Annotated in this window: 11 protein-coding genes; 9 read left to right on the top strand and 2 right to left on the bottom strand. The window is 49.0% G+C overall.

Features of this window, described 5'->3' with window-relative positions:
* Window positions 1-16 precede the first annotated feature (16 nt).
* From KDW_RS05905 to KDW_RS05895, 3 genes are all read left to right on the top strand, one after another.
* Window positions 17-2,002, top strand: a complete 1,986-nt coding sequence (locus KDW_RS05905) for a DUF790 family protein (RefSeq protein ID WP_151755099.1) — start codon at window positions 17-19, stop codon at window positions 2,000-2,002.
* 241 nt (window positions 2,003-2,243) lie between these two features.
* The gene (locus tag KDW_RS05900; RefSeq protein ID WP_151755098.1) at window positions 2,244-3,035 is read left to right on the top strand and encodes a hypothetical protein; all 792 of its coding nucleotides are present in this window, start codon (window positions 2,244-2,246) and stop codon (window positions 3,033-3,035) included.
* Between the two features lie 1,122 nt (window positions 3,036-4,157).
* Window positions 4,158-5,378: an AI-2E family transporter gene (locus tag KDW_RS05895; protein ID WP_162004992.1), complete on the top strand. Its 1,221-nt coding sequence runs from the start codon at window positions 4,158-4,160 to the stop codon at window positions 5,376-5,378.
* A 78-nt stretch (window positions 5,379-5,456) separates the two neighbouring features.
* On the opposite strand, the gene KDW_RS05890 is transcribed toward KDW_RS05895, so the two are convergent.
* Both KDW_RS05890 and KDW_RS05885 read right to left on the bottom strand, forming a co-directional pair.
* Window positions 5,457-6,116, bottom strand: a complete 660-nt coding sequence (locus tag KDW_RS05890) for a potassium channel family protein (RefSeq protein ID WP_151755096.1) — start codon at window positions 6,114-6,116, stop codon at window positions 5,457-5,459.
* 106 nt (window positions 6,117-6,222) lie between these two features.
* Window positions 6,223-6,654 (bottom strand): potassium channel family protein, encoded by a 432-nt coding sequence (locus tag KDW_RS05885; protein WP_151755095.1) that lies wholly within the window; start codon window positions 6,652-6,654, stop codon window positions 6,223-6,225.
* A 260-nt stretch (window positions 6,655-6,914) separates the two neighbouring features.
* On the opposite strand from KDW_RS05885, the gene KDW_RS31585 reads away from it, so the two are divergent.
* The 6 genes from KDW_RS31585 to KDW_RS05860 all read left to right on the top strand — a co-directional run bounded on the left by KDW_RS31585 (window position 6,915) and on the right by KDW_RS05860 (window position 12,494).
* Window positions 6,915-7,091, top strand: coding sequence for a hypothetical protein (locus tag KDW_RS31585; protein ID WP_162004991.1), 177 nt, complete (start codon window positions 6,915-6,917; stop codon window positions 7,089-7,091).
* Window positions 7,043-7,978 (top strand): lipid II:glycine glycyltransferase FemX, encoded by a 936-nt coding sequence (locus KDW_RS05880; RefSeq protein ID WP_151755094.1) that lies wholly within the window; start codon window positions 7,043-7,045, stop codon window positions 7,976-7,978. Before KDW_RS31585 ends, KDW_RS05880 begins: the two co-directional genes overlap by 49 nt.
* A gap of 262 nt (window positions 7,979-8,240) precedes the next feature.
* On the top strand, window positions 8,241-9,470 hold the full coding sequence (locus tag KDW_RS05875) for a TolB family protein (protein WP_162004989.1): 1,230 nt from the start codon (window positions 8,241-8,243) through the stop codon (window positions 9,468-9,470).
* 118 nt (window positions 9,471-9,588) lie between these two features.
* On the top strand, window positions 9,589-9,903 hold the full coding sequence (locus tag KDW_RS05870) for a hypothetical protein (protein WP_151755092.1): 315 nt from the start codon (window positions 9,589-9,591) through the stop codon (window positions 9,901-9,903).
* Window positions 9,891-10,862: a peptidoglycan DD-metalloendopeptidase family protein gene (locus KDW_RS05865; RefSeq protein WP_269822431.1), complete on the top strand. Its 972-nt coding sequence runs from the start codon at window positions 9,891-9,893 to the stop codon at window positions 10,860-10,862. The genes KDW_RS05870 and KDW_RS05865 overlap by 13 nt, the downstream gene beginning before the upstream one ends.
* A gap of 228 nt (window positions 10,863-11,090) precedes the next feature.
* Window positions 11,091-12,494, top strand: coding sequence for a sensor histidine kinase (locus KDW_RS05860; RefSeq protein ID WP_151755090.1), 1,404 nt, complete (start codon window positions 11,091-11,093; stop codon window positions 12,492-12,494).
* Window positions 12,495-12,591: the final 97 nt, after the last annotated feature.

Here is a 12,591-nt window from a genome sequence, read left to right as displayed (position 1 = left end):
TCGGGAGGAGTAGCGGGTGCGTTTTAGTTTACAAGATGTCAAAAAATCAGTGCAACGGCGTGGGGGAAGTCTGGGCGTCACGCTTCATTTTTTGCGGGCTGGTGAGCTCCATGATGAGATCAGTCGCTTGATTGCTTATCATGAGCGACTGCTTGGCCAACCACAACGAGCGTTTGCTATGGATGAGGCGCGGGCATATGTTGGTGAGTATCGGATGGCCAATTGTCTGCTGGCCACTTTAAGCCATTGGTATAACTGGCGGCAGCGCGAATGGAATACCGTTGTTTCCGAACTGGGCGGCAACGAGGAACTGCTACAACTTGCCTCTTCGACCCAATTGCGCCTGGCTCTCTATAGCTATGTCAATGAACTACACCATGGTTTTTTGCGTGCCCAACAACGGGATCAGATATTAGCGGAATTTGCCAGCCGTTATGCGGTTTCCGCCCAGGATCTGGACTACTTGCTGGTGCTGGATAGCGAGGGTGAGGCTTTACTGACGCGCGAGGCGGCCAGTCCTCCCACGGCCCAGGATATTGCTACGCTGTATAATCAATGGGCCTTTGAGGCCGCTCTCTTTAATGCCTCAAGTGTCCACTTTGTGATTGATTATATGGCTTTCAGTCGCGCTGAGAGCGCCCAGACATCCCCTTTGACTCCTGTTGCGGGTATCGGGGCAGTGATTAAACGTCTGTGCTTTCTGGCCCGTCGTCTGGGCGTCTATTATGATTTGGAATATGAGCAGGCACCCGAATCATCACTATCTGGTCAGACCATGTCACCCCTGTTGAATTTAACCCTTTATGGCCCCCAGGAAGTGACTGGTGCTCCCCAACAATATGGTTTACGGCTGGCTCGCCTGTGCCGGTTTTTACTGGGCTATGGCCAGAACACAACCCGGAAGAAGCCTCAGTTGGCCAGTGGTATTGTTGAGGCCGAGGCCCGGATCCATTTCTTACAACGTGCTTATACTTTCGCGATGGATGCCAGAGTGTTGCAACTGTTGCCTGCCGTTAGTGAGCCGCAGCAAGGTTTGGCCGCGGTTGATCCGTCATTGTTGTTTGACAGTAGTATTGAACAGCATTTCTCCGAAGCGTTTTTCTCACTGGCTAGAAACCACGGCGTGGATGGCTGGCAGCTGGAGCGTGAGCAGGAACCACTTTTGTTAGACAAAGGCATCTTTCTACCGGATTTTGCACTCAGTCGGGGCAAGCGCCGTATCTACTTTGAGATTCTGGGTTTCTGGACGCCGGCTTATCGCGAACGGAAGGTGCAGAAATTACACTACTTACGTGGTCGGAAAGATCTGGTCCTGGCCATTCCACTGGAGGCTAAAGAGGCTTTTAGCAGTATTGTGGCAGATTTTCCTGTGGTCTATTATCAAAGCCAGCTATCAGTGATGGATGTATTGCAAGTATTGCAGCAACAGTATGATGATTTTGCTGAACGGCTAGCGCATTTAGCTTTACCAGAAATCCACCAGCAGGTCCAGGAACTGGGTTTTGTACCAGAAAGTCAGTGTTATGCCTTGCTTAATTGCTATCGACGCTCCGAGTTACAGCAGGCAGCGACACGTGTCTGTGCACATGGAACAAGCGATATTACTTTTGTGGCTGGACTGGGTATGTATCATGTGCGTTGGTTAGAACAGATTCAGCAACATTTCCAACACTGGTTAGAACAAAAAGCAGGTGGCAGGACTGTCTGGTCAGAAGCACTGCATGAATTGCGTCGCCTGGATCCAGCATTGCAGACCTGCGAGGATGCGACGCTGGAAACACTGGTAGGACAATGGTCACGTATCTCTGTCCAGCGTGCCTCGATTTTTGAGGTGACGGTTGAGCTACTCTCTCCATCCGGTGAGCTTATTGCTCCGCCTGAGCTTGTAGAGCCGGCTGAGGTAGAACAGGAGCCGCGCAAAGTAGTGCGCGAGCGCCGTTCACCAGCTAAAAAACGCACTGCAGCATCTTCCGAAATTGTGCAAGGTGATCTCTGGGGATGACTCTCAACCGAGCCATCCCAGGCGCTGTTTTCGCGTACCAACCCGCTTCTCTCCACCTCTCAAGGCTATTAATCAGACGGCGTTTCTGGTTTTTACTGCGTATGTGCACTTCTGGATTTTCTATGGTATAGTATTTTTGTTCCAATAGTTGTTGACAGGTTTGGTTGTTTCATGTACTATGAAAGTAGTTAGAACAAAAGTTCCTATCCCGGTAAAAATATAAAGAGAGGACGGTAGCGATGTGGAGCAGAGTTCGCATGTTCGTGCAACCAGGCGCGTGCCAACCCGGAGGGGTCCGGCCACCCCGGATATTTTCGATGAGGAGTATGACGATATCTGGCCATCTTCTCGTTTGTCGAGTAGTGTAGTGCGCTACCGTAGTGATGTGCAAACAGAGACCGACCGCCCACGCGGAGACGAGCAGTGGTCTGCTTACACTGAACCAGGTCTCTCTCGCCTGACAGGTAAACACGCTGTTCCACAGCGCCGTACTGCCAGCCAGCCTTCGTTGCCTCCGGTCAATCGCTATCCAGTTGATACCGAGGAGGTTGTGCCGTACCGCCGCCCGTCGCGCGCTACATCTGGTTATGCGCGGGTACACTGGACCGTCTATGTTGGCCTGGCTATGATCAGTATGCTGTTAGGATGGATGCTTGTTAGCGGAATTACCCACTGGTGGCAAGTTACGCAGGACGATTTACACTATGGTCGGCCCAGAACATTTCAAATGGATTACACCGTTGGGCATAATGACTCGATAGCCAATCCCAGTCATTTTATCGCTTTAAACCTTAATCGCCATATTCAGGTGATTGAGTTGCAGGGGGGAGATGCCGCAAAATCCAGGGTATATCTAGGACCTGACCTGGTGGGGGCTGATCAAGATCTTGCGCCTGTGACGCTGATGTTTAAAGATGTAAATCACGATGGCAAAGTGGATATGCTCGTGAATGTACAGGATAGTCATTTTGTGTTTATCAATGACGCCGGTCAATTCCGTTCTCCTCGTGCGGGAGAACACATACAATTCTAAATACTCTCTTTCTGCTGTACCGCAGCCTTGCCTGACTCGACCCTTCTACTCTCTCTGGTTAAGTAGTACAACTGGCACCAACCTATCCCACGTATGGATGTAAGGTTGGTGCCATCTTTTGTGTTTATATACAGCGTCTTATCTGAAGGATTGCTCCAGAACTGGTTCTTTTTTTGACAACTCCGCATGCAAAGTCTCCATTGGCCTCATTTTAGGAAGTTGTGAGGGCACTGTTTGTGCCTTGATGGGTTGTGGTACAGATGCCACTCTTGCCTCTGCTACTGGCTCAGGAGATCGTCTTAATGCAAGGTATGCAAAAACGACCATCCATCCCAATAGAAAAACAAGTAGAATAGATAATAACAATGTAGTAGGTGTGATTGCCACGGGCACATCCTCTTTCACGTTGCTTTCTTATGAAGCAAGATACGATTACCATTTTGTAATAAACAACAAAAGTAATGTGACTGTTTTTTTACCGTACGCTGTAACTCGATTTTTTTTGCTATTCAGGCACGTTTTCTCCTTTTTTCTGCCTCTGTTTATGGAAAACAAGTAAGAATGAAGGACATTCCACGCCCTGCGGAAAGGCTCACCAGGCTCTTTTACATTCCTGGCTCTAGAGCTATTCCTTTTTGTTAGCCGAGCAATTTGCAGTGTACGCTCCTAAGGAAATGACGACATATAAATAAAGAAAGTTTCAACATATACATATGCCCCCATACGATGTCTCTACTGTATATTGTTTCTGAAAAGGGCTCATTTGGCAACAGAACCATACTTTCTGGCTGTTTTTACGTCTTTACTGTATGCTATTTGGCATGTTTCTCTTCTCATTCGTTTTAGTAAATGTGTTCGCTCATTTGAGGTGAACGTCTGGTAATATTTCTATGATTTTTCTGTAGTTTTATGACAAATATTTCATCCTGGTACTATTGTATACGGAACTGCCAGCAAGTTTTTACTGTATGCTTTCATAGTTGTATCGACACATGTGCAAATGGCAAGGCACACCATGTTTCTGAAAAACATCAATAAGCTTGTTCTTCCAGCCAAAAACTGTCACAATGGATGCCAGAGGATATGCGGGTAAGATTTATCACTGATGAGGGCTGAATGTGTATGGATCAGATTAACTGGCAGCGGACGCGCGATATATTATTTAGTATTGTCTGTTTTGGAATTATATTCTGGGCAGTCTGGACCCTGCTAGGGCAATTTGTTGAGGCGATTGTCGTCCTCTTGTTATCTATGGCTGTTGCGTTTCTATTGACGCCAGCTGTCAATTTTCTCTGTAAATATGGTATCCCACGTATTGTGGCTACTGCCATTACCTATATTGTGGTGTCAGGTGCCATTATTGGTCTGGCCTATCAACTTGTTTTTTCACTGGTTGAGCAGGTCAATACGTTTTCTAACACAATTTCTGATTTTGCTTTTTCCTTGCCTGATACGCTGCGTAGTTTCATCCAGGCGTTAGTGCATGTGGGCGTTCCCTACTCGCAGATTCAGAATGCGATTTCGCAGATTCAAGGGCAAGTTTATGACTTTGCTACATCGATACCGGGCAATGTAATTGCGCTGGTGACCAATGGCGTTAACATTTTTCTCAATATCTTGCTGATCACGGTTTTAAGCTTCTATCTCACATTGGATGGGAAACGCATTCGGAATAACCTGATCAGTATCTCTCCCAGATCCTGGTTGCCAAATGTGTTGCTGTTTGAGGATGCGCTCATGCGTGTGGTTGGCAACTATATTCGTGGTCAGTTGACGCTGGCCCTGATCATTGGAGTTGGCACCAGTTTGATTTGTCTGGTCTCAGGTCTGGGAAATTATGCGTTAATCTGTGGCGTGCTGGCCTTCCTCTTTGAAACGATCCCGATGGTGGGTCCGGGCCTGGCATCTATCACACCTATCCTGTTGTCGCTCCTGCAGGGGGATCCTGATTTAGTGCGGAGAACCGCAATTATTGTGGTTTTATTTATTATTATGCAGGCATTGGAGAGCAATATCCTGGGTCCACGTATTGTCGGGCATGCCGTGGGATTGCATCCGGTAGCTGCGATTCTTTCATTGCTGGTAGGAGCCAAGCTGTTTGGGGTTTTTGGTGCTCTGATCGCAACCCCGATAGTCGCGGCGGCCTGGGTGGTCGTGGCCAGCATCTATCGTTCTGCGCGTGGTGAGAGTGCCGACCAGATTCTCTCGCGGAAGCGCGCACCCTGGATGATTCAACGGCCTAATAAGGTATTGGTGGGGGGAGTGAATGAGCAGAGTAAAGATGAATTGCGTTCACGGGTACATGTTGATGAGCGTCTAGAGGATACATCTACTACACATTAAGCGTATGTTTCCCTTTATCCGTGGTCGGGAGCAAATGGCCCTGGTCATCTGCTCCTACCGCCCCGGGTTGATAACGCTCTATGCGTTACCAAAGGTATTGCGTAGTTCTTCTTCGCCTTCGCGATTTACCAGGGCATAGATCTCATCGTTGGCTTCAAGCGTCACATCGGCTGTTGGGATGACTGGCTCGCCATTGCGAATGATCAAGGCCAGATTACTGCGGCGTGGCAGATTGATCTGATTGAGTTGTTTCCCCACGACTGCTGAGAGTGATGGGACCACAATCTGAATAATTTCAAGTCCAGCTCGTTTGAGATTCATCAGGAGTACAAAGCGCTGGCCTGGGAGTTCAGATTCAATCAAGGAGAGAATCGCCTTGGTTGGGCTAACGGTGACATCAATCCCCAAACGCTGAAAGAGTTCCTCATGCTTAGGGTTATTGAGCCGCGCAATAGTGCGACCAACATTGAAGCGCTCTTTAGCCATCTGACAGATGACCAGATTGTCCTCGTCTTCACCCGTTACTGCAATGACTGCGTCCGCTCGGCGTGCTCCCGCGTCTTCCATGGTTCTTGCTTCGCAAGCATCACCTTTGAGAACTGACTGGCCTAGCTCTTCTGAAAGTGTCTGAAAGCGACCATTCTCTTTCTCTAAAAGCAAGATTTCATGACCCTGCTGGAGCAAATACCGTGTGAGGTAGTAGCCAACATCGCCACCGCCCCCGACAATAATATACATGTGTGTGCCTCTCTCCTACTCTCTTCCTGTGTATATGGGATATATGTTACGCACCATGACATCAATCATACAGATGCAATGGGTCGTCATCATAGATAATCGATCCTCACTTTGCTTTTGTGGCGGCTGCGGATGATGTATTATTGGTGAGCGATTCAGCGACCAGACCCGAGATGATGGTTGTTGGACAGATTGTCTCCAGGCCAAGTTCTTTAAATGTTTGCTCCCGAAGAGGATCATAAATGCGGCAGACAACTTTTTTAATATTGAAAATTTCTTTGGCAATCTGGCTGGCCATAATATTGCGATTATCACCATTGGTAACGGCAGCGAAGGCGTCTGCGTCTTCCAGTCCTGCACGCCGCAGGGCCTCTTCGTCTACGCCATTGCCAACGATCTTCTCGCCTGAAAACTTCAGAGGAAGGCGCTGGAAAGCGTCGCTACTGCTGTCAATAACTGATACTGTATGTCCTGCTTCATCCATTTGTGTGGCAAGTGTTGCACCAACACGGCCACAACCCAGGATCACTATTTTCACGGATAGCCTCCTATCGGTCAAAGGACCGGTGCTTAGGATAGTTAGGTTGTAACTCAAATATTATAGCATGCAATTCAATCGAGTGAGCGCAGCTATGTACTTGTATGTATGGAGTTCCGATCCTCTTAATTTGTAGCCATGAGTTACTATTTGCTTATATTATGGATAATGTGTGGGCTTTGGCTATGAGTTCGTATTAAAATAAAGCCATATATTTTTTATTCAAGGAAATGATACCTGGAAAGAGTCGAGTTAATGTTATGGTAACAGATGTTAAGCCGCAGGCGACAGCGAATACTTTGCCAGCCGTGCTACGGATTGTACCTGCCAGTCAGCGTCAGCAATGGGATGCGTTTGTGGCGGGACATAAGTATGGCCATTTTTTGCAGTGTTGGGACTGGGGGAGCTTAAGGCTACTTCTGGTTGGTCTCCATTGAGATTGGCTTTATATGTGGATGGTGAGATAGTGGCGGCTGCTCAAGTTTTGCGTAAAACGGCGCCGCGTGTCCCGCTGGCATTAGGCCATCTGGCATATATCCCGCGTGGTCCGGTCGTAGATTGGTTGCAACCTGGACTGTGTGAGGAATTTTTCAGACAATTAGATCGCTATCTGCGCCGCAGGGGAGCAATCGCTTTGCGTTGGGAGCCAGACATCGACCAGGCTACGCCTGAGGGTGAACTGGTGGCGCGTTTTGCCCGATCACGTGGCGCTGGTATTCTTCCAACAGTACAGCCCCAGAGGACGATTGTGCTGGATTTGGAGCCTGATGAGGAGCGTTTGCTGGCCCAGATGAAGGAGAAGTGGCGCTATAATATCCGCCTCGGAGGCCGTAAAGGGGTCCAGATTCGTGTGGCAAACTCGCTGGCAGATGTGGATGCGTGGTATGCGTTGCTGGAAACCACGGGTGAGCGCGATCAGTTTGGTATTCATAGCCTGGCGTATTATCAGCAGGCCTGGAAGGTGTTTGCGCCCGATGATCGGTTGCGCCTTTTGCTGGCCGAGCATGACGGTCAATTGCTGGCAGGTATTGTGGTTGTGATGCTGGCTGGCCAGGCCATCTATCTCTATGGGGCATCCAGTAACCAGCAGCGTCAATTGATGCCTAATTATGTCTTGCAGTGGGAAGCGATCCGCTGGGCCAAACAGCAGGGGGCCCGGCAGTATGATTTCTGGGGCATTCCCGCTACCGATGCGGAAGATGAAGCTATGGCCGGTGTTTACCGCTTCAAGCGTGGCTGGGGTGGCCGTGTATTGCACTATGCTGGCGGCTATGAACATGTCTATCATCCCCTCTTAATGAAAGTCGCGCGCCGTTTCTTTTAAGTGAGTATTTGGTTCTCACTTTTATTGTGGTCGTTTCTCCTGGGCGCACAGGGGCACTAAAGAAAGCGCCCATACTCTTTTTGATCCATGTGACCCTATCATAAGTCCTATCCAGTCGGGCTGGTGGGACTTGCCCTGTTCTGCTTTATTGTTCAGTCGATTGGGATTACCAGACTTATTCCACCAGTTGTGGGATATCTATCAATTCTCCTGCTTAATAGATCGCATTATCTCATGAACGTATGCAGAACTAGGAATGCTCATGAAAAGAAGAATTTTATTACCTCTTCTGATATTGTGTATTGTGACAGTGATCGCTGGAGGTTTTACAGCATGGAAGTTGTATCCACAATTTCTGGGTTCTCCAGAGGTGGCTTCAAATGCCTATATCTACTACACTATCAAAGATGCGCGCGGTTTCGTACTGGCTCGCTCACCTAAAGGGGCAGATGGGCAGCCTCTGAAAAGTCCTCAGCCGCTGATTACACTTGGAAATAGTTTTGGGTTAGTCAATTCTGATTCGGTCCTATCATTACAGTTATCGCCGGATGGCCATTATCTGGCGATTGATGGCAATCGGGATCATGGTGAGCAGGTGTGGATGTATGATGTCCAGCAGAATCAGGTATCCTTCAGACCTGATGCCGTGATGGGCAACTTCTTGCGCTGGCAACCTGATGGCAATGGCCATACTTTCCTGTACCGTCCGATGTTTCCACTGGGTCCATTGGCTCCGCTGGATAACGGGGATAGCTGGAATCCCGGTCTCTGGTCGGTAGATGCGGCCACAGGATCTCATGTCAATATTAATATTGGTACGTCGTCCGCCAAATTGATTGATGCCGTGCCATCGCCAGATGGCTCACGCATCGTCTACTCAACTACAGAAGGCCTTGGTCTGGGCAGCGATACCTATGTTATGCAGAGCGATGGCAGCCATCAAACACATCTCTTTGCAACAACTGGACTGGAGTCAGTTGTCGGGTTGTTTGCCTGGTCGCCAGATGGTAAACAGATTGCCTATGAGCGTCTGGCTGATAGTCCCGCGCCTTTTCTTGCCGCAGGACTCTGGACCATGGATAGCCAGGGGCGGCGGCAGCAGCGATTGGCGGAGGTGGATGGTGGTCATGGCTACATGCCGTCTTGGTCGCCAGATGGACAGAAGTTAGCTTACGTGGTGCGTACAAATATCCGTGATCGGCGGGCCGATACCTCCTATCAGGCTTTGCAAAGCGCGATTGGCGTGGTTAATCTGCGTACCCATCGCACGCGTCTGGTTGCAACCTCAGCTCAGACGGGGCAACAGTGGAATATCAATCCTACCTGGGCCGCTCAAAGTGATCGCGTCATCTTTGCCGCACTCAATCCGGTGAATACCGTTTTAGGAGGCATGCCTCGCTACTGGTCTGCCCAACTCAATGTGGGATCATCTGGTGAGACACAAGTGGTCCCGATCTCGCCCGTCCTTTCACATATAGTTGCCTGGGGATAGCACAAGACCGAATTTGAGTATTGCGCACGCCCCTTGCTTCCCATCTTGTAGTGTTATGGGAAATATGTTCAGATGTGCTTCCCTGGTGTAAAAGAGGATAGATGGCTATGAAGTTTGTATGGTTTCGACGACATTTCCGACTCTGGTTTTTGTTGCTGCTACTGGTGGGCTGGTCTGTTCTGCTGGCAGGGGGAGAAATGAGCATTGGCTGGCGCAGGTTGACCAGGCTTCGGCTGAGCCTCTGCAGTCACAGCAGCAACTACGAGGCGGCTTCCAGTTTATGCATCGGCCTTACTATGGTAGCCGCACTATTATGCAGCGTACCATTTCATTTATGGATCATGATAAACCCTGGTACGCCGATGATGGCTGGTTTGTGCGTTTTGACGGTGTGAACTGGGGGCTTCTGTCTATGATTGTGTGGCCCGTTTGAGTTGCTATGATGGGCACAATGGTTACGATCTGGATATGGCTTTTGAGCCAGTGCTCAGCACAGCGTCCGGACAGGTTATCCGTGCTGGCTGGTTTAATGCGGTCAATCACAATTCATCGCTGGGTTTGTGGGTGGCGATTGATCATGGCAATGGTTTGATCAGTGCCTATGGTCATCTTAGCGCCATCCTAGTCGCGGATGGTGATCGGGTTGGTACTCAATGGCAGATTGGGACCAGTGGTACGACAGGCGCCTCTACCGGCCCGCACCTGCATATGTCGATTTATTACCAGCCGAGCTGGAACGTGACCGATCCATTTGGTTGGAGTGGACGTGGCAGGGACCCAAATATTGTCAGGGATCGCTATCTGTGGGTTGATACTCCAGCGACTCGTCTGGTTGTACCCTATCTAGGCGGAAGTCGTGTGTATCCTGGCGCGATCCTGGTGGATGATGGCGCTCGTGGGTGGAGTTCGACCGGTGCCTGGCGGTCTGATTTCTTCCGTACCAATATTCGCGGTGATGTGCATTGGACCAATACGGGGGGCGCACGCGCTACAGCAACCTGGCGGCCCACAATCCCGGCTGACGGTTACTACGAGGTAGGGGTCTATGTCAACGACACCCATGCTACCAGTAGCTGGGTTCCTTATACCATTTATAGCATCAATCCGGCCAATCCAGGGTTGACGATTGCCCATACCGTTCGTCTTGATGAATCGCATATCGGTATCTTTGGCGGACCCTTTGGCACCGTTAACACCGGGACACGCTGGGTGAGCCTGGGAACATATTACTTTCGCCGTGGTACGACTGGCAGTGTAGTTTTGAGTAACATGACTGGAGAATCTGGTACACAGATAGCGGCCGATGGTATGGAATTTGTACCAGCTGCTGGTGGCTCTAATGCTCCCAGTGGTGGTGCTTATCTGGGTGGCAATATCAATGTCCAGCCATAAATATAGCAGATGTGCCAGGCCTTCAATGTATATTCCTGGTGTAGCTTTCCCTAATGTACAGAAGTTAACTGGTAAGCGGCCTCTGGCTATGAGAGGCTGCTTATCTTTGTTGTGAAATTGAACATTCCAATGAATATGTATCTGGCAAAATACGCAAATACTATAGCTATCTACCCCTATTATGCGCGTTCTGTAGACTATAAATAGGTAAAAATAAGGAGTAAAAGTATGGGCAGAGACGGTAAAGAACTCCATCATGCAGCATCATTGAATGGTCTTCTTCTCTCGATTGGTAGTCAGGAAGCGGAGCAACTACTATCCAATGAAGCAATGCTGGCAGTCGAGCAGGAAGCCAAACGTATGCAGAGTGCGCTAGAATCTTTAAGCGCGCTGATTACAATCCTTTTACAGCAATATCCGTCTGCACCTGATCCTATATTGGCTGTACCGCAGGCAGTTGGATCGGAAGGGATGATGTCATCAGTCATGGTGCGTTGCCTTGAATGTATTCGACAGCATCTTATCTGTCATGCTGCCATGCTGGCTGAATTTTCCCAGGAGGCGGAGATGGTTTCGCCATTGGCCTGTGCTGGTACTGCATCCGCCTATGTGCAATATTGGGCTGGCAGCATGCGACTCAACGCAATCCTACAAAATCCTGATCAGTTTCAGTGTTTGTGTGCCGGTGAGATTCTTACAGTAACGCTTGCGGACTCTGGATCAGGCGACCATCCTATGCATAGAATGATTATACCGATTCTTCATCAGTCCACCTTGATTGGTCTTTTGTTTTTGGATTATGGGGGAACACAACTTCCCTTGAAGTTGCCTGAAATTGTAGTCATCAAGACGTTAAGCAGGATGCTGGCACTGGCGATGCAGCGCGACCGAGAACAGCGTGAACAGATGCGGATACTGAGTACTTTGCAATCGACAAATGCTGAACTGATGCGCATTAATGCCTTAAAAAATAATTTTATTACCACCATCAATCATGAGTTTCGCACTATCCTGTTGGAGATGCAGAAGTGTAGTGAACTGATGTGCGATGAGACTTTGAGCCTGGATACGTTAAAAGAATTTGCCGTTGATATTCATGCTGACACCAGACGGCTCGTACATATGATCAATGATCTGGCTAATTTAGAGCGGATCGAGTCAGATCAAATGGATATTTGTCTGGAATGGTTAAACATAAACGTCTTAATTACCGCTGTGGTCAAACGACTACGGGTGATGCATCCTCATCATCAGATTGCGCTCCGCCTGGCTATTGCCCTCCCCATTCTGCTAGGTGATCGCGAGAAACTGACCATCGTTATCTCCAATTTACTCTGCAATATGCTTGAATTCGCGTCTGAGGGCAGCACAATTACCATAACCAGCCAGGTTCATGAGAATACTGTACATGTGAGTATGCATAATCCAGGACCGGGAATTTCGGCTGGTGGCTTAAAACGCATCTTAGAGAGCTATTGCTACCCGTTGGATCGCCCCATCTCCTCCAGCCAGGAGCGAAACCTGGATCTCTCAATTGCGCAAAAAATTGTGCAGATGCATGGCGGCCAGATCTGGGCAGACAGTGGTATCCGCAACGGCTCAACTTTACACTTTTCCGTCTGTTTTGCTTGAGCCTGCTTCATGCTCAATCAGCTCATGTGCAACAAATTGCCCTCATTGACCGTACTATAACTAGCAGTAGCTTAAGATATTGCCTGTACAATCAAGC

Source organism: Dictyobacter vulcani (genome assembly GCF_008974265.1).
GTDB lineage: Bacteria > Chloroflexota > Ktedonobacteria > Ktedonobacterales > Ktedonobacteraceae > Dictyobacter > Dictyobacter vulcani.
This window is presented reverse-complemented; position numbering and strand designations above follow the sequence as displayed.

Coding starts and splice junctions, on each gene's coding strand:
- KDW_RS31585 (WP_162004991.1), top strand. CDS start 6,915: ATGGTAACAGATGTTAAGCCGCAGGCGACAGCGAATACTTTGCCAGCC.
- KDW_RS05895 (WP_162004992.1), top strand. CDS start 4,158: ATGGATCAGATTAACTGGCAGCGGACGCGCGATATATTATTTAGTATT.
- KDW_RS05870 (WP_151755092.1), top strand. CDS start 9,589: ATGGTTTCGACGACATTTCCGACTCTGGTTTTTGTTGCTGCTACTGGT.
- KDW_RS05860 (WP_151755090.1), top strand. CDS start 11,091: ATGGGCAGAGACGGTAAAGAACTCCATCATGCAGCATCATTGAATGGT.
- KDW_RS05890 (WP_151755096.1), bottom strand. CDS start 6,116: ATGTATATTATTGTCGGGGGCGGTGGCGATGTTGGCTACTACCTCACA.
- KDW_RS05875 (WP_162004989.1), top strand. CDS start 8,241: ATGAAAAGAAGAATTTTATTACCTCTTCTGATATTGTGTATTGTGACA.